Origin of the sequence: Pedobacter xixiisoli, assembly GCF_900215335.1 — a bacterium.
In the GTDB taxonomy this organism is placed as follows: domain Bacteria; phylum Bacteroidota; class Bacteroidia; order Sphingobacteriales; family Sphingobacteriaceae; genus Pedobacter; species Pedobacter xixiisoli.
Genome location: NZ_OCMT01000004.1, coordinates 367,245 through 383,817, shown reverse-complemented (window position 1 = coordinate 383,817; position 16,573 = coordinate 367,245). Strand labels below are relative to the sequence as shown.

Sequence of the window (16,573 nt, the reverse complement as noted above, 5' to 3'; positions counted from 1 at the left end):
TATCAACATCAATTAAAAGTATTAAATGCGGCTTTATAGGTTTTGCAGTTCTAATAATTCCTTAGGATGATCTTTGATAAAGTTTGTTAAACGTGCCTCAAAGTCAGCTTTATAATCAGCGTCCCAAAACCTTTGTTGCAATTTTGTAATTTCATCATCAGTAATGTTTTCAGTTTTGCTCCAGATATCTTCCAGTAGTTTTTTATCCTCTGTTAAACCTAAAATTTCAAGACCGTTTAAAATATTGGTTTTATCATCACGAAGCGAATAGCCATTCCTTTTTTCGTACTCGTCTAATGCACTTTCAGCATAATCTTTAAATCCATCACTTTCAAATACAGAAGAAAAGCCCCATAAGTAGTAGATAGTTTTTATAGGTTGTGGTAAATGATCAAACTGAAAAGAGGCATCGTTCTTTTTAAGCCTTCCAATATGGTCGCTAATATAATCGTAGAAAAAGGTGGAGTAATTGTGATCATGAGGTTTATCAAAATCCCCTTCTTCCAATTTTAAATAGATGCCTAGTTTTGCCCTAATTTTTGATTTTTCCCATTTATTTACATTCGGGTCTTGAAGACGGTTTAATAAAAGTTGATATTCTGGGTTTTGCTCATTGTTGTCCATATATTTTACTTTATTTGTTTTCGAGCTAGCTCTTAACGTAGCCTATAAAAGTTGCTGCCTCTAAAATGTGTCTTTATATTCTCGTTTGAATCAATAAAAAAACTAACTTCATTTAAATAATCTGCTGGATAATTGAGCTCGGCTAATAATTGTAGGTATTTAAGCTTAACAGTTTCGGTTGTCCCATTGTTCTTAAAAAAGTTCATTGTATTGTCGGTATCATAAAATAACCATACAGCAAGGCTTTTATCTGTTTGTACAAATGGAACTACGTAATCAATATCATGAAGCTTAATGTCGTTTTCTTGAGCCCAATTGAGCATCAATTTTTTAACACTATCAATAAATTGGAATTGAACTGGTGGGGCTTGTTCATTTTTCATGTAATCGATAATTATGCTATGCTTTTGGCATTGTTAAATACCGAGTTTACTAAATCATCTGTGTTTATTGAAGTAAAATGGCTGTGCCCAATTCCAACTAATTGCGCATTAATGCCCTCTGTAGATTGTGTAAATGTTGAATAAGCAAATTCAATCAGTCCACTTACATACTTTTTTCCTGCACCTAGTTCCTCTAGTTTTTCTTGCACAAAGGCATTTATATCTTCGGGTTCGAGAAAGCAAACCAACCTGCCAATTCCAAAACAGTAACCATAATAGGTGAGCCCAAAAACATTAAACAAAGTTTGGTCATTAATATCCCATCTGGGATCAGTAGTTACCTTTTTGAATACCTGCTCGCCTTTCTCTTTAAATACTTCTATCATAATTTTCTAATTAATTTAAGCGTCTTTAGGTCGTAAATATGGATTTCATTTTTATCTGTCTTATCGTATTTGTTGTTGTTATTGGTGTCGTAATGTCCAGTCACTACAATTGTTCCCGTTTGTCTGTTAACTATCCATTGTCTAGAATAAAATTTATTGTCCGTTAACTGGGTTTTCTCTTTTCCGTCTACAGAAAGTACGATAATTTGTTTTGGGTCATTCCAATTGACGCCATTTTTGCCATCAAGGTCAACTGTTTTAGCAGCGATAACAATTTTGTTTATTCCTAAGCTATCAATTTTAATTTGTTCAATTTTTTCTATATAAGGGCTTTTGGGAAAATCAACTTGTTTGGTATCACCAGTTTGAGTGTTAATGAATAAAAGATACTGACTTTTGGTGTCATACATTTTCCCTAAATTTTCGATTGAAGCAATTACATAAGCAGTGCCCTCTATGTCGGTTAGCTTATTAAAATGAACGTAATTGTGTTTGTCTTGACCGAAAGAAGCGAAGGTTTGTGTAATGAAAATGAGAGTAAGTAATTGTTTCATGTCGATGGGTTTATGTTGAATTTAAATGGTTAATACTCAAATATAACAACATTAGTCTCTCCGACAATTTATAGTCTTAAAAGGAGTAAAAAACGTACAACAACAAGAATATACACGTACTAAGCATCAGTCAGCTAGCTGTGACTTGGCTTACGCATACTAGGAAAGAGTAAAAACGTATAGAGGAAATCAACCCGATAAATCGGTAAAAGAAATTAGTTCAACCTAAAAGGAACAATCAGTTCAAATTCGGGAATATCAACCATAAATTCAGTATCATCTACGCTGCGATGCATTAAATATCTGCCTCGCATACTACCAATATCTGTTTTAAGATTAGAACCAGATACGTAAGAATAGCTATCTCCAGCAGCAATTACAGGTTGTACGCCAACTACACCTTCGCCTTCTACTTCCCTAACTACGCCATTAGAATCAAAAATGAACCATTGGCGGCGCATTAATTGGATATCATAATCAGAAAGGTTCTCGATATGGATACGGTAGGCGAACATGTAGTGACCATTGGCAGGATTAGAATGTTCATCCTGATAAATGGTATCTACCGATATTTTAACGCCTTGTGTGATTGCTGTAACCATAGCTATAAGTTGTAAAAGGTTGATTTAGCTCAATAATCACGCCATTTCGTTAATGGGAGATATATTAGCATATTTGTCAGAAATTTCGTCTAGTATAGCATAGATGGTGTCTATATTTTCTTCCTTAACTAATTGAGTACGATAAGGTTTAAAATCAGGTAGTCCTTTGAAATAATTGGCATAATGGCGACGCATTTCGAATACGCCTACTTTTGGGCCTTTCCATTCAATAGATTTGATGAAATGTGTTCTGCAAGCTTCTACGCGTTCGTCTAAAGTTGGCCCAGCTAAATGCTCGCCAGTTTGGAAGAAATGTTTCACTTCTCTAAAAATCCAAGGATAACCAATAGCTGCTCTGCCAATCATCATTCCATCTACACCATATTCTAAACGCCAATTAGCTGCTTTTTCTGGGCTATCGATATCTCCATTCCCAAAAATTGGAATTTTAATACGAGGATTGCGCTTAATCTCTCTAATCAAGGTCCAATCTGCCTCTCCTTTATACAATTGAGCCCTAGTTCTTCCGTGTATGGTTAAAGCCTGTATCCCGATGTCTTGCAAACGTTCAGCAACTTCTTCAATGTTTTTGGTGTTATCGTCCCACCCTAAGCGGGTTTTAACGGTTACGGGTAAATGTGTAGCTTTTACAACAGCTTCCGTCATTTTTACCATTTTATCGATGTCTTGCAAAAGGGCAGATCCCGCACCTCTACAAGCCACGTTTTTAACTGGGCAGCCGTAGTTAATATCCATCAAGTCTGGACCAGCTAAAGTGGCAATCTCGGTAGCTTCACGCATACTTTCTATATCGCTACCAAAAATTTGAATACCGATAGGTCGCTCGTATTCAAAAATATCAAGCTTTGCCTTGCTCTTTGCCGCAGAGCGAATTAATCCCTCCGAAGAAATAAACTCCGTATACATCATATCCGCACCACCTTGTTTACACACGTAACGGAAAGGAGGGTCGCTCACATCTTCCATCGGTGCCAATAATAGCGGGAATTCTCCTAAATCAATATTTCCTATCTTTACAGACATTTTTCTATCTTCAAAGCCAATTAAAACGTTGCAAAGTTACACATAAAAATAAAAATGCATCAAAGTAGCCCACACAAGCCAGAGAATAGTCCTTTTTTACAAATGTTATTGCTCCTCTTATTCGCCTTCGGCGGATTAATTGTTTTCGCAATCATTGGTATGGTGTTGGTTTTTTTAACTAGCGGATTTGAAGGGCTCAAAGGTGCTGCGGTGAACGATTACCGTTACATCTCTGCTTTCAAAATATTGGTAGTAGCGCAACAAATTGGACTTTTCTTGACGCCGGCAGTTTTAATTGCTGTAATAGAAAGAAGAAAATTATCTGCTTTTTACGGTTTCAAAGCTCCGAAAATTAATTGGTTGTTATTGATCGCAATACTATCCATTTGCTGGATGCCATTGATGGGACTTTCGAACGAATGGAACCAGAAAATGGTATTTCCCGAGTTTTTAAAAGGGATTGAGCGATGGATGAGGGCAATGGAGGATTCTGCAGCAAAGGTTACCGAAGCCATCCTTAAAATGAACAATGTTGGAGATTTACTGATAAACCTATTTGTGATAGCCGTAACGCCAGCCATTTGCGAAGAATTGATTTTTAGGGGTGCGGTACAAAGAACCATTTTCCGTATCAAATCTAATCCTCATGTAGCCATCTGGATTTCCGCAATGATCTTCAGTGCTATCCATTTTCAATTTTATGGTTTCCTCCCTCGCTTATTGTTGGGAGCAGCATTTGGTTATGTTTACTATTTTACGGGCAGCATTTGGTACGCCGTTTTTGCCCACTTTCTAAATAACGCTTATGCCGTTTGCGTAGCCTATTACTTGCAAATGAATAATCAATCTTACACCAATGCAGATGATATCAATATGCCTTGGTATGGTTATTTAATTAGTGCAATATTAACCTTAGCTTTGTTCGCAACTATAAGTCAAAAGTTTAAAGTCAAAAGTGAAAAGTCCGAGAATGAGAGAGCGGTTTCGTCAGTCGAAAATTAGTTACAGCACAATAAAATCTTGTCTCAATACTCAATACTAATATCTCAAATTTAATAATGAAAACCAGAGCCATAACAGCCTTCTTTTTTACCATCGTAATGTTAGCTTCCTTGTTAGAGGCTTATACTTTTTCTGCTTTTTACTTGCTGTTAAGTTTGGTAGCGTTGTTAGAGTTTTACAAAATGGTAAAAATAGGAGGGATACGCCCACACCGAAATATAGGTGTTGCCGTTGCTGCGCTTATCTTTTTAACCACGGCTGCCTATCACTTTTTTCAATTTGAATTGAAATACCTTTTGTTGATTATCCCTTTGGTTTTTGCAATTTTTATCGCAGAGCTTTACAAGAAAAATAAAATTCCATTTGCTAATATTTCTTACACATTCGTGGGATTTTTGTATATCACTATTCCCTTCTGTTTCTTCTATTCTCTAGGCTTCATGATGGATTTTGACACCTACAGTTTCCATTTTCCGTTGGCGTTTTTATTGATGCTTTGGGCAAATGATACGGGTGCTTATTTATTCGGAATGAAGTTGGGCAAACGCAAACTATTCGAAAGACATTCACCTAAGAAATCGTGGGAAGGCTTTTTTGGAGGTGTTTTTACCAGTTTAGTGGTGGCTATCATTATCTCATTTCAATTTACGGAAGTAGAACCGATAGTTTGGGCTGGAATGGCTGCCATCATTTCTTCTTTCGGTACTCTTGGCGATTTAGTAGAATCAATGCTAAAACGTAGTTTAGAAGTAAAAGATTCGGGCAGCTTTTTACCTGGCCACGGGGGTTTCTTAGACCGTTTTGATGGTTTGTTGATTGCAGCGCCTATTGTTTATGTTTACTTGTATTTGTTGGTTCATTAGAAGTTAATAGACACTTATCTTCAATTCTACATTAGCTTTTTTCAGCTGTGCTCAAAAAATCAACATCAAGATAAAAAGAGCAAAGCTGTAATGCTTAATGCCCCTCTACTTTTTTCTTGTGACCTAATTTAAGGTTAAGGAAAATTATTTTATTACCGCTGTAGGCTTCTTATTTTCATCTAATGCCACAAAAGTGAAATCGCCATGAATAGCTAATTCTCTACCCTCGGCATACATTTGTTCAATGTAAATCTCTACTGCAACCTTTAGGCTGGTATTGCCCACATGTATTACTTTGCCTACAAGCTCTACAAAAGTTCCTGCCGGAATAGGTCGTTTGAAATCAATTCTGTCTGTGCTTACTGTTACCATACGCTGCCTACTGAATCTGGTAGCCGTTATAAAAGCAACTTCGTCCATCATGTGCATAGCTGTACCACCAAATAGCGTATCGTAGTGATTGGTTGTACTTGGGAAAACTGCTTTGAAAATACTGGTTTGCGAACGTTCAATTCTTTCTTCTAATGTCATGCGCAAAGCTAATAAATGTTCGTGTAACAAATTTAAGGCGGTCGTAAAACACAGATTTATCTGTCATATATTTGATTTGAACCATCAAACTTAAAACTTATATGATTAAAAGATACTTAAGGAAAGGGGCTTTAATTTTCTTGTTGGCAAGTAGCATTACTGCAGTTGCTCAGGAAGTTCCATCGCCTAAATCTCATTTTGGCTTTGATATTGGGGATAACTACCAACTGGCCAATTACACCCAAACCGAAGCTTATTTCAAAAAATTAGCAGCCAGTTCCAAAAGAGTGAAATTGGTTGATATTGGCAAAACCGAAGAAGGAAGAAGTCAGTATATGCTGATCGTAACTTCACCAGAGAACCACAAGAATCTAGAGAAGTACAAATCCATTTCACAAAAACTGGCAAGAGCCGAAGGTTTAACGGAAAAAGATGCGAAGGAGCTAGCTCAACAAGGTAAAGCCGTAGTGTGGATTGATGGAGGATTACATGCCAATGAAACTGTTGGTGCTCATCAGTTGATACAAACTGCCTACAATTTGGTAAGTAGAACAGATGCGGAAACTACTAAAATTTTGGATGAGGTAATCGTGTTAATGACACATGCTAATCCAGACGGACAGGAGCTGCAAACCAATTGGTATTTGAGAGAAAAAACTCCTGAAAAAAGGTCTTTAGCGGGTTTGCCTCGTTTGTATCAAAAATACGCTGGACACGATAACAACCGTGATTTCTTTATGCTGAACTTGAAAGAAACACAGAATATGGGGCGTCAGTTGTTCATTGAGTGGAACCCACAGATTATGTACAACCATCATCAATCTGGGCCAGCGGGTACGGTAGTGGCAGGCCCTCCATTCCGTGATCCGCACAACTATGTTTTCGATCCAATTATTTTGACCAGTTTAGATGCAGTTGGCGCAGCAATGCACAACCGTTTAAATGTAGAAGACAAGCCAGGTTATACCCAACGCGGGGGTTCAGTATTTTCTACTTGGTACAATGGCGGTTTAAGAACCACTACCTATTTCCACAATATGGTGGGTTTATTGACAGAAATTGTGGGTAACCCTACACCAATGGAAATTCCTTTGGTACCCTCTCGTTTGTTGCCAAATAGCGATTCTCCAAATCCGGTTTTACCGCAAAAGTGGTACTTCAAAAGTGCTATAGATTATTCGGTTTCCTTAAATTATGCCGTATTAAATTATGCACAGCGTTATCACGACGAGCTTTTGTTCAATGTGTACAAAATGGGTAAAAATTCTATCGATAGAGGTAGTAAAGATACTTGGTCATTCTCGCCACAAAAAATAGAAGCGATCAACGCTGCAGCGAAAAAAGATAAATCAGAAGGTGGCGCAAGGAGAACGATGGATCCAAAATATTTGGATGAAGTGATGAAAGACCCTAAAAATCGCGATGCAAGGGGATACATTCTTTCTGCCGATCAGCCTGATTTTACCACCGCAATTCGCTTCTTAAATGCTTTGATCAGAACTGGTGTGGTGGTACAAAAAGCTACGGCTCCATTTACTGTAGAAGGAAAACAATATCCGGCAGGTTCTTATGTGGTAAAAACAGACCAAGCATTTAGACCGCACGTATTGGATATGTTCGAACCACAAGACCACCCCAATGATTTTAAATATGAAGGCGGGCCGCCAGTAGCACCGTATGATGCAGCAGGTTGGACTTTGGCTTACTTAATGAACGTTAAATTCGACCGTATCGTAAATGCCTTTGATGGGCCTTTCCAAAAAACCACTTATGGCGAATTGTTAAAAGCTACGCCACAAGCTTTGCCTAATGCGAGTGGTTATGCTTTAAGTGCTCAAGCTAACGAAAGTTATTTGGCAGTAAATGAATTGTTAAAAGCTAAGGTAGAAGTATTGCGAAACCCTGTGGATGGTTCTTTTTATGTTCCAGCATCTGCTGCGGCAAAAGCGGCATTGAATAAAGCAGAGCATAATTTCGGGATGAAAGTTACAGCGGCAAACAAGCCAAAAGGAGCAATTAAAGTAAAGCCATCTCGTATTGCCCTTTGGGATACTTATGGTGGTTCTATGCCATCCGGCTGGATGCGCTACATTATGGAACAGTACCATTATGAGGTGACAGTAGTTTATCCACCAGATATCGATGCAGGAAAATTGAAAGATCAGTATGATGTGTTGATTATGGTTGGCGGCTCGGTACCAGCACTCAATCCAGAAATGGGAGGTAGAGGATTTAACCCACCAACTGTTGAAAACATTCCAGATGAATTTAAGGGAAGAGTAGGCAGAATGACCGCTGAAAAATCAGTTCCACAACTCAAAGCTTTTTTGGAAAATGGTGGAAATATCGTAACCATAGGTTCGGCGACAAACTTAGCCATGCATTTAGGTTTACCAGTTAAAAATGCTCTGCTAACTGCAGATGGAAAGCGTTTGCCTAATGATAAATATTATGTTCCAGGAAGTGTGCTAAGTGTAAAAGTAGATGGTAGCTTGAAAGAAAACTGGGGCTTGGATGAAAATACGGATGTGTATTTTGACAATAGCCCTGTATTTAAAATTACCGATAATAGCACTAAAATTAAACCTTTGGCTTGGTTTGCTACAGATAAACCATTGCGCAGTGGTTGGGCTTGGGGACAAGCATATTTGAAGGATGGCGTTGCTGCTTTTGAGGCAGATTATGGCAAAGGAAAGTTATTAGCCTTCGGTCCAGAAATTACCTTCAGAGCGCAAACTCACGGTACATTTAAATGGCTATTTAACCAGCTGTATAAATAAAGAAACTATAAGTTAAATTATAGTGTTTGATTTTTAACGGGCAGTTCCTATGTGAGCTGTCCGTTTTTTGTTTGAATATTTTGGATTGCCGTCATTGCGAGGTACGAAGCAATCTTACAAAAATAATTAGGTCTTTAGGATTGCTTCGTACCTCGCAATGACGACTGCTGCTATAATCGCATATTTTACTTCCCTTAGACCAAGGCTTTTACCAAAGTACCTAACTTTGTGGGATAAAAATTTAACAGATGAAAATAGAAATATGGTCTGATGTAATGTGTCCTTTTTGTTATATCGGGAAGAGACATTTGGAGCAAGCTTTAACAGAGCTTCCATTTAAAGATTCAATCGAAATCAATTGGAAAAGCTATCAACTCAATCCAGATTATAAAAACGAAGACGGAGAAAGTTTATATGATTATCTCTCTAGAAGCAAAGGCATAAGTTTGGAACAAGCCAAGCAAATGACTACGCAAGTTTCTGAAATGGCCAATAATGTAGGGTTGGATATAGATTTTGAGAATAATATTCCAGCAAATTCTTTCAATGCACATCGTTTAATCCATTTTGCAGCTAGTAAAGGAAAGGAAGACGATGCGGAAGAAACGCTTTTTAAAGCTCATTTTACAGAAAATAAGGATATCGATAATTTAGAGGTCTTGCTTGATATTGCTTTGGAATTGGGCTTAGATAGATCAGAAGTCAAGGCTGCATTGGAAAGCAATGCTTTTGAAGAAGAAGTAAGATTTGATATTTACGAAAGTCAGCAATTGGGCGTTAGGGGCGTTCCATTTTTTGTAATGGACAGAAAGTACGCACTTTCGGGAGCACAGCCTGTAGAGGCATTTAAACAAGCCATTACGCAAGGTTATAATGAATGGAAAGTAGCACAGGAGAATTCATCTTTGAAAAGCTTAAATACCAATTCGGATAATACCTGCGATGAGAATGGTTGTGAGGTGTAGGGTTTGATTTCGTCATTTCGAACTGAGAGTAACGAAGAGAGAAATCTAGCTATATTCTATTTTTAGTTTGCTAGATTTCTCCTCATTCTTCGTCGAAATGACGGCATATTTTGCATAAGAAAGGCGATTAGAATTTTCTAATCGCCTTTCTTAATGATATGAAATCAACTATTTATTTAAAGGAGCCAATTTGTTAGTGTTCTTGCTCAATTTTGAGCCTTCTGTCTGTTTCATGAAGTCTACCATAATATTCATGCTTTCGTCTTCAATAAAATCAAGCGCATCTTCTTTGGTTACTTTTTCACCTTTTTTAAGCGCTGGTAAACCTTTTTCTGCTCTTAACTGATTCATTCTAGCTAATGATTTTGCTTCTAAAGCATCACGCTCAGTTTTCAATTTTGTTTCATTTAAGGTTACTGAAGTTTCGCTTTCTCTCTTCTTGCCTTCAGCAATATCTTCCTTCAATATTTTATAATCTACAGATTTAAGCATGCGTTTTTCGTGCAGCTTAACCAAGTTAGCTTTAATCGCATTTAAATCATAAACAGTATTGTAAGTTGAAGGATTAACCATATCAAACGGTAAAGCCGAAGGTTCTGTATCTTCTCCAATTTTATCTAACGGATAAATAGAAGGGAAGTTGATATCGGGAATAACACCTTTATGTTGCGTACTGTTACCGCTTACACGATAGAATTTCGCCATTGTTAGGTTAATCTGTCCTAGTTGAGGAATACCATTTTTATCAACAATAGTTACTGTAGGCGAATTAACGTCTGTCTTGGCAGCAGCTTTCTTTTCGCTTTCATTCTTTTTGAACATGCTAGCCAACTTCTGTAACATCGAAGAGTTCATCAACGAATTTAAATCTATAGAAGATTGTACAGTACCTTTACCATAAGATTGCGTTCCCATTACTACTCCACGTCCATAATCTTGAATTGCACCAGCAAAGATTTCAGAAGCAGAAGCGCTTAAACGGTCAATCATTACACCCATAGGACCATCCCAAGTGATGTTGCTGTCTTCATCTTTATAAACTTTTACGCTGTTTTTGTAGTCTTTAACTTGCACTACAGGACCTTTACCGATAAATAAACCAGAAAGTTCGATAGCTTCGTTTAAAGAACCACCACCATTTGCTCTAAGGTCTACCACAATGGCATCAACCTTATCCATATTTTTAAGCGTATCAATTAATAACCTTACATCTCTCGTGGTACTCTTATAATTCGGGTCTCCAGCATTAGCCGCTTTAAAATCGGCATAAAAAGCAGGGATTTTGATCACTCCAATTTTATAAGGTTTGCCATCGCTTTCTACCGTTTTCACTGTCTTCTTAGCTGATTGATCTGCCAAAATAATTTTCTCCCTCACCAAAGTAATAATTTGAGGTTTAGAAGAAAGTTCTTGCCCAACAGGAATTACTTTTAAACGTACTGTAGTACCTTTTGGACCTTTGATTTTAGAAACAGCATTGTCAATTCTCCAACCAACAATATCTTCAAACTCGCCATCAGCACCTTGCGCTACCGCAATAATTTTATCTCCAGCGTTTAGTTTTTTGCTTTTAAATGCAGGACCACCAGGCATTACAGAAGCAATTTTAGTTACTTCATTTTCTGATTGCAATACCGCACCAATACCTTCTAGCGAACGAGACATTTCTTGGTTAAAAGCTTCCGCATTACGAGGATTGAAATAGTTGGTATGTGGGTCAATAGCTTCTGTAAAAGAATCCATCAAGATTTGAAAAACGTCTTGATTGTTGAATTTTGCAGCTTGAGACTTAAGATTAGTATAACGTTTGGTTAAAGTCTCGATGTTTTTGGCTTCGTCTGTACCTGCGATTTTCAAGTTAATCAACTCGTACTTTACGCGTTTTTTCCAAATATCGTTCAATTCCGCAGTAGACTTAGTCCAAGGCAGTTTTTCCCTATCGTAAACATAGGTGTCATTTTGGTTAAAATCGTACTTGTTCTTAATTTGAGAAATAGAATAATCTACACGTTCGTTGTATCTTTTTAAATAAACGTTAAAGATGTAGAAAGGAGCACTTAGATCACCTATTCTTAAATCGTCATCTAAGTTCTTTCTGTTAGCTTCAAATTCTTTGATATCACTCTCTAAAAAGTAATATTTAGAAGGATCTAGAGCTTTAATATACCTATCAAAAATAAGCGAAGAAATAGAGTCGTTTAACTTTATCTTCTTATAGTTGTAGTTTTCAATTAATCCCACCACTTCTTTAGCCACCAAACTCTGTTGTTCGTCGGGCTTTATGTTCGGAATACCGTCTACCGGTTTTTGCGCCTTTGGTGAGGCGGTGCAGGCTAAAACTGCGGCGGTAAAGGTAATGGCAAATATTCTTTTCAGCATTTCTCTAACTGTTTTAAAATCCATTCTTATAAAATCATTATCCAATATGATACCAATTTCTGTAATAAACAAAAAAGAAGCAGTTTTAGTCTGTATCTTTTTTGTAAAGATTGTAAAAAGCAACGCATAATTAAAGCCCTAAATTGCTTTTAAGAACAAGAACAACCAATTTAACAGTTTTTAACTTTTGGTTTCCTAAGGAAAATTTTTCGAAGGCCATTTATCTCCTTAGTTTTCAGGAGAGAAGGATGTTTATCCCTTTTTTACAACAGTTTTTTCGGCAATAAGAGCACGATTGCGTTTAATCAACTGGTTGTATTGAATGGTATTGATATTTTTAGATAGCAGTTCTGCTCTGTTTAAATCTTTAACGGCTAGTTGGTAATCTTTCTTTTTGATTTTGACAGATACGATACCTAATACAGATTCGATGTAGGCATTGTTATCGTTAAGTTGTTGTGCTAAAATTCCCTGTTGGGTATAAAACCAAAGAGATTGAGGAAGTTTGTTGGCTGCCAGATATATTTTGCCCAATTGTTGGTAAGCAGCCATTTGCCCAGTTCTGCTGCCCATTTTAGTGTAGTTTCTTAAAACTTGCTTTAAAACAATCTGTTCGGCTTCGCTGTAATTCGCTAGTAAAATATAAAGGTTACTTAAGCGGATTAAAGTTGCTCCGTAACTAGCAAATTTTTTGTTTTGTTGATAATCATTTGCGGCTTTGCTAAGCATAGCTGCGGCACTGTCAAAATCACCAAATTTTTCGTAACGTTCTGCCTGTTCAAGAAACTCGTCGGCTGCACTGCGGGTTTCGCTACCTAGTACGGCTAAATTAATAGAAAATTGGGGCGCATTACTTGGCGATGTACCCGAAACAATAGGACCTTGTGCATTAGCTAAAAAAGCAGTTGCAAGAGCGGAAATTAATAGTCCAAGTTTTTTCATTTAGTTTCTTTTGATAGTGAAGCCCTTGTGAGCTTGATACCAAACACAAGTAAAATACATTGTGCTGAGGCTGCAAAGATAAAGGTTTTTATATCAAAAAATGTAAAATGCTGTTTTTCTTGTTTTTATAAATTGAATAAAAGCTGTGCAAGAGTTTTTTAAATACACAAAATTTTCTTCACGATGTAACATAGTTCTATCGAAAAAGTCGAATTATAAAAAACTTAAGACTATGTTAGTAACCACAACCAATACCATAGAAGGCAAAAAAATTGTAAAATATATAGGCCTTGTAACAGGCGAAACCATTATTGGCGCCAACATTTTTAAAGACTTATTTGCTGGTTTGAGAGATATCGTAGGTGGCAGATCTGGATCTTATGAGCAGGTATTACGCGAAGGAAAAAATACAGCGGTTAGTGAAATGCAGCAATATGCAGCAGCAATGGGAGCCAATGCAATTATAGGTGTAGACTTAGATTACGAAACTGTAGGCAGCGGTGGTAGTATGTTAATGGTAACAGCCAGCGGAACCGCTGTAGTTTTAGAAGATTAAATCCCAAACCCTAAAGGGGCTTTTACCTATGCGCATAAAAAAGCTCTGGCATTTCTAAAATGTCAAGGGCTTTTAGCTTTTTTGTATTTAATTTTTATTGTTTCTAAAAATAATTGAAGATCTTCATCATATTTAACTTCAATTAATTCGCAACCTGCTTCTTTACATTTTAACCTTTTTTGCTCATCTCTTGCTACTGTCTTTAAATAGCCTTCTTCGCCTCCGAAAAATGATATTGGTTCGTAATGCTGCCTACCATTATATTCTATACCTATGTTTAGTTCTGTAATAAATATATCTATTCGCTGACGACCTAGCCAGTCCGAGCTATATTGACTAATAACTTTATAATCTGGAAATATATTTTTTATTTGTTTATAAAGTAAACTTTCGTTAAATAGGCTACCAACGACATTAAACCCTTTTTTCGATCGAATTATATTCTCAATTGATCTGAGATTGTTTTTTAGTTTTTTATAATAGGTATCAATTAGGCCTTTTGATATATTTACGGATATTAAACGACTTTTAATATTCTCAGATACATTATCTTTTGACCCAGCGTCTCTCCATCGTTGCAAAATTTTTATTCCTAGAAGGTCAAGTATTAAATCTGGATAAATATTCTCTTTATAAAGTGAAATTTCGAGGTAGCTTAATTCAAAAAAATCATTTATTTCTTCGTTAGATAATGAATTTACAAAATCTGAAAATTCTGTGGTTTCTATTAGTTTACTGGTACTATCTGAGATTTTGAATTTAAATGTAGGGTTTGATATATAAGGAATTGATAGAGGTATAGCATTACCATTGAAAAGGTAATTTTGTATGTCACTATTTTTTATCTCTAAGTTTAGTATTATTGATAGAACGCTTATTTGAAAAGGATTAAGTAATTTCAAAACTATAAAGGCATTTAAAATTTCTTTTGGTTTTGCTTTTGATCTTGTCAGAAATTGAATTCGTTCTAAAATGGAGAACCAATTGTTATCAGAGAAAGTATCTACATATAGTTTATCAAAAGTTATTAAATCATCAAATGATTCTAAATAGTCAAAAAGCTTAAGGGTATAGAAGCTATAGTTAACGGAATTGTTTTGCTTTAAAAGGTCTATTTTTTTTCCATCTGGAACTATTAAAATTTCAACCCAGCGATGACCCTCAATATTCTCGTAGACTCTAGAGCATGGGTAGCACCTTGAAGCACTAATTAGAAAATTCTTACCTTCAAAATTGGTTAATTTAAAAACTTCTTTTGATTCATCTGTAAACTTGATGGGATTATTTATGAGGTTTAGATGTTCAATTTCTAATTTACTTCCATTAATACTATGGTATTCGGAGTAGGAGTTCAATTCAAAATGAATTGCTTCTAAATCTATATTTAAATAGTTTTTATAACAACTTTTAAATAGCGATAGATTCATTTTGATTAAATTGTAAAAACAGTTTTATAAGTAGTATATAATCTCTAAAATAGAGAAAATAAAAGTTAAAATCCCCGATATCGCTAAGATGTCGGGGATTTTAACTTTTATTTTTGACTTTTAATCCCGAAGCATCGGGATTTCACTGCATTCAACTTTCTTACTAGCGCTGTGGCATTTTTGGCATGTTGCGCATCATCTTGGCTGCAGCAGCTGGATTAGAGAATTGCTTCATCACTTTTCTCATATCCTCAAATTGCTTCAAAAGTTTGGTTACGTCTTCCACCTTGTTGCCAGAACCTTTTGCAATCCTCACTCTACGGCTTTGTTGAATCACATCTGGATTTTCCTTTTCGTAAGGCGTCATCGATTGGATAATCGACTCGACACCTTTAAAAGCATCATCCTCAATATCTACGTTCTTCATCATTTTACCAACACCTGGTATCATACCCATCAAATCCTTCATGTTACCCATTTTCTTGATTTGCTGAATTTGGTTGTAGAAGTCGTTGAAATCAAATTTATTCTTGCGGATTTTCTTTTGTAGCTCGGCAGCTTCTTTCTCGTCAAATTGCTGCTGAGCACGCTCTACAAGGGAAACAACGTCACCCATACCCAAAATACGAGAAGCCATCCTGTCTGGATAGAAAACATCTAGGGCCTCCATTTTCTCGCCAGTACCGATAAACTTAATAGGTTTATCTACTACCGATTTGATAGAAAGTGCCGCACCACCACGAGTATCACCATCTAATTTGGTTAATACCACACCGGTAAAATCAAGGCGGTCGTTAAATACTTTTGCCGTATTCACCGCATCCTGACCAGTCATCGAATCCACTACGAATAAAATCTCGTGTGGTTTAGTTTGTGCCTTAACTTCCGAAATCTCGGCCATTAGCGCTTCGTCAATAGACAAACGACCAGCGGTATCGACAATAATTACGTTATTGTTGTTCTTTTTACCTTCAGCAATACCTTCTAAGGCAATAGCCACAGGGTCTTTAGATTCTTTGTTAGCATAAACTGGCACGCCAACTTGCTCGCCCAAAACCTGTAACTGGTCTACAGCTGCCGGACGGTAAACGTCGCCAGCAACCATTAAAGGTTTTTTGCCCTTGCTTTTTAGGTGTAAAGCCAATTTACCAGTGAAAGTAGTTTTACCCGCACCATTTAAACCAGCAATTAATATAATCGTTGGGTTGTTTTTCAAATCCAACTCTGTAGCCTCGCCACCCATTAAGGCAGCAAGCTCATCGTTCATGATTTTGGTAAGCAACTGCCCAGGCGAAACCGTAGTTAATACGTTAGCACCTAAAGCCTTTTCTTTTACCTGGTCGGTAAAGGTTTTGGCAGTTTTATAATTTACGTCCGCATCAAGTAAGGCCTTCCTGATTTCTTTCATGGTCTCTGCCACGTTAATCTCAGTAATGCTTCCCTGTCCTTTTAGAACTTTAAACGCCCTATCTAGCTTATCCTGTAAATTTTCAAACATTGGTATTGATTATTTTATTGAAACGCAAAGATATTAA

Annotated in this window: 16 protein-coding genes; 5 read left to right on the top strand and 11 right to left on the bottom strand. The window is 36.6% G+C overall.

Translation table 11 applies throughout. The annotated features are described in order from the left end of the window. Positions 1-33 precede the first annotated feature (33 nt). From CRO54_RS17825 to dusB, 6 genes are all read right to left on the bottom strand, one after another. Positions 34-624, bottom strand: a complete 591-nt coding sequence (locus CRO54_RS17825) for a hypothetical protein (protein WP_097133435.1) — start codon at positions 622-624, stop codon at positions 34-36. A gap of 32 nt (positions 625-656) precedes the next feature. Next, positions 657-1,007 carry a hypothetical protein gene (locus CRO54_RS17820; RefSeq protein WP_097133434.1) on the bottom strand — a complete coding sequence of 117 codons (351 nt, stop codon included), beginning with the start codon at positions 1,005-1,007 and terminating at the stop codon, positions 657-659. Positions 1,008-1,018: 11 nt separating this feature from the next. Further along, positions 1,019-1,393 carry a hypothetical protein gene (locus CRO54_RS17815; protein ID WP_097133433.1) on the bottom strand — a complete coding sequence of 125 codons (375 nt, stop codon included), beginning with the start codon at positions 1,391-1,393 and terminating at the stop codon, positions 1,019-1,021. After that, complete coding sequence (locus CRO54_RS17810; protein WP_097133432.1) at positions 1,390-1,947, bottom strand: hypothetical protein; 558 nt, start codon at positions 1,945-1,947, stop codon at positions 1,390-1,392. The genes CRO54_RS17815 and CRO54_RS17810 overlap by 4 nt, the downstream gene beginning before the upstream one ends. Before the next feature lie 215 nt (positions 1,948-2,162). Then, positions 2,163-2,549, bottom strand: coding sequence for a Co2+/Mg2+ efflux protein ApaG (gene apaG, locus CRO54_RS17805; protein WP_097133431.1), 387 nt, complete (start codon positions 2,547-2,549; stop codon positions 2,163-2,165). Between the two features lie 36 nt (positions 2,550-2,585). Further along, positions 2,586-3,593 (bottom strand): tRNA dihydrouridine synthase DusB, encoded by a 1,008-nt coding sequence (dusB, locus tag CRO54_RS17800; protein WP_097133430.1) that lies wholly within the window; start codon positions 3,591-3,593, stop codon positions 2,586-2,588. 54 nt (positions 3,594-3,647) lie between these two features. On the opposite strand from dusB, the gene CRO54_RS17795 reads away from it, so the two are divergent. Further along, the gene (locus CRO54_RS17795; RefSeq protein WP_097133429.1) at positions 3,648-4,595 is read left to right on the top strand and encodes a CPBP family intramembrane glutamic endopeptidase; all 948 of its coding nucleotides are present in this window, start codon (positions 3,648-3,650) and stop codon (positions 4,593-4,595) included. A 56-nt stretch (positions 4,596-4,651) separates the two neighbouring features. Continuing rightward, on the top strand, positions 4,652-5,458 hold the full coding sequence (locus CRO54_RS17790; protein ID WP_097133428.1) for a phosphatidate cytidylyltransferase: 807 nt from the start codon (positions 4,652-4,654) through the stop codon (positions 5,456-5,458). Positions 5,459-5,602: 144 nt separating this feature from the next. Here CRO54_RS17790 and CRO54_RS17785 read toward each other — a convergent pair whose 3' ends face one another. After that, positions 5,603-5,989 carry an acyl-CoA thioesterase gene (locus CRO54_RS17785; protein ID WP_097133427.1) on the bottom strand — a complete coding sequence of 129 codons (387 nt, stop codon included), beginning with the start codon at positions 5,987-5,989 and terminating at the stop codon, positions 5,603-5,605. A 101-nt stretch (positions 5,990-6,090) separates the two neighbouring features. Between CRO54_RS17785 and CRO54_RS17780 the strand changes: the two genes are divergently transcribed. Beyond that, positions 6,091-8,769 carry a M14 family metallopeptidase gene (locus CRO54_RS17780; protein ID WP_097133426.1) on the top strand — a complete coding sequence of 893 codons (2,679 nt, stop codon included), beginning with the start codon at positions 6,091-6,093 and terminating at the stop codon, positions 8,767-8,769. A gap of 248 nt (positions 8,770-9,017) precedes the next feature. Next, a complete protein-coding gene (locus CRO54_RS17775; protein WP_097133425.1) occupies positions 9,018-9,734 on the top strand; it encodes a DsbA family oxidoreductase in 717 nt (238 codons plus the stop codon). 168 nt (positions 9,735-9,902) lie between these two features. Here CRO54_RS17775 and CRO54_RS17770 read toward each other — a convergent pair whose 3' ends face one another. Beyond that, the gene (locus CRO54_RS17770; RefSeq protein ID WP_244904297.1) at positions 9,903-12,113 is read right to left on the bottom strand and encodes a carboxy terminal-processing peptidase; all 2,211 of its coding nucleotides are present in this window, start codon (positions 12,111-12,113) and stop codon (positions 9,903-9,905) included. Between the two features lie 252 nt (positions 12,114-12,365). Beyond that, positions 12,366-13,055, bottom strand: a complete 690-nt coding sequence (locus tag CRO54_RS17765; RefSeq protein ID WP_097133424.1) for a tetratricopeptide repeat protein — start codon at positions 13,053-13,055, stop codon at positions 12,366-12,368. 232 nt (positions 13,056-13,287) lie between these two features. On the opposite strand from CRO54_RS17765, the gene CRO54_RS17760 reads away from it, so the two are divergent. Beyond that, positions 13,288-13,611: a heavy metal-binding domain-containing protein gene (locus CRO54_RS17760; protein ID WP_097133423.1), complete on the top strand. Its 324-nt coding sequence runs from the start codon at positions 13,288-13,290 to the stop codon at positions 13,609-13,611. Between the two features lie 62 nt (positions 13,612-13,673). Here CRO54_RS17760 and CRO54_RS17755 read toward each other — a convergent pair whose 3' ends face one another. Both CRO54_RS17755 and ffh read right to left on the bottom strand, forming a co-directional pair. After that, a complete protein-coding gene (locus tag CRO54_RS17755) occupies positions 13,674-15,038 on the bottom strand; it encodes a hypothetical protein (RefSeq protein ID WP_097133422.1) in 1,365 nt (454 codons plus the stop codon). 163 nt (positions 15,039-15,201) lie between these two features. Next, positions 15,202-16,536, bottom strand: a complete 1,335-nt coding sequence (gene ffh, locus CRO54_RS17750; RefSeq protein ID WP_097133421.1) for a signal recognition particle protein — start codon at positions 16,534-16,536, stop codon at positions 15,202-15,204. Positions 16,537-16,573: the final 37 nt, after the last annotated feature.

Excerpts from the sequence above, each read along its gene's own strand:
- CRO54_RS17825 (WP_097133435.1), bottom strand. The coding sequence starts at position 624 with ATGGACAACAATGAGCAAAACCCAGAATATCAACTTTTATTAAACCGT.
- CRO54_RS17760 (WP_097133423.1), top strand. The coding sequence starts at position 13,288 with ATGTTAGTAACCACAACCAATACCATAGAAGGCAAAAAAATTGTAAAA.
- apaG (WP_097133431.1), bottom strand. The coding sequence starts at position 2,549 with ATGGTTACAGCAATCACACAAGGCGTTAAAATATCGGTAGATACCATT.
- CRO54_RS17815 (WP_097133433.1), bottom strand. The coding sequence starts at position 1,393 with ATGATAGAAGTATTTAAAGAGAAAGGCGAGCAGGTATTCAAAAAGGTA.
- dusB (WP_097133430.1), bottom strand. The coding sequence starts at position 3,593 with ATGTCTGTAAAGATAGGAAATATTGATTTAGGAGAATTCCCGCTATTA.
- CRO54_RS17775 (WP_097133425.1), top strand. The coding sequence starts at position 9,018 with ATGAAAATAGAAATATGGTCTGATGTAATGTGTCCTTTTTGTTATATC.
- CRO54_RS17770 (WP_244904297.1), bottom strand. The coding sequence starts at position 12,113 with ATGCTGAAAAGAATATTTGCCATTACCTTTACCGCCGCAGTTTTAGCC.
- CRO54_RS17810 (WP_097133432.1), bottom strand. The coding sequence starts at position 1,947 with ATGAAACAATTACTTACTCTCATTTTCATTACACAAACCTTCGCTTCT.
- CRO54_RS17790 (WP_097133428.1), top strand. The coding sequence starts at position 4,652 with ATGAAAACCAGAGCCATAACAGCCTTCTTTTTTACCATCGTAATGTTA.
- ffh (WP_097133421.1), bottom strand. The coding sequence starts at position 16,536 with ATGTTTGAAAATTTACAGGATAAGCTAGATAGGGCGTTTAAAGTTCTA.
- CRO54_RS17765 (WP_097133424.1), bottom strand. The coding sequence starts at position 13,055 with ATGAAAAAACTTGGACTATTAATTTCCGCTCTTGCAACTGCTTTTTTA.
- CRO54_RS17755 (WP_097133422.1), bottom strand. The coding sequence starts at position 15,038 with ATGAATCTATCGCTATTTAAAAGTTGTTATAAAAACTATTTAAATATA.
- CRO54_RS17780 (WP_097133426.1), top strand. The coding sequence starts at position 6,091 with ATGATTAAAAGATACTTAAGGAAAGGGGCTTTAATTTTCTTGTTGGCA.
- CRO54_RS17820 (WP_097133434.1), bottom strand. The coding sequence starts at position 1,007 with ATGAAAAATGAACAAGCCCCACCAGTTCAATTCCAATTTATTGATAGT.
- CRO54_RS17795 (WP_097133429.1), top strand. The coding sequence starts at position 3,648 with ATGCATCAAAGTAGCCCACACAAGCCAGAGAATAGTCCTTTTTTACAA.
- CRO54_RS17785 (WP_097133427.1), bottom strand. The coding sequence starts at position 5,989 with ATGACATTAGAAGAAAGAATTGAACGTTCGCAAACCAGTATTTTCAAA.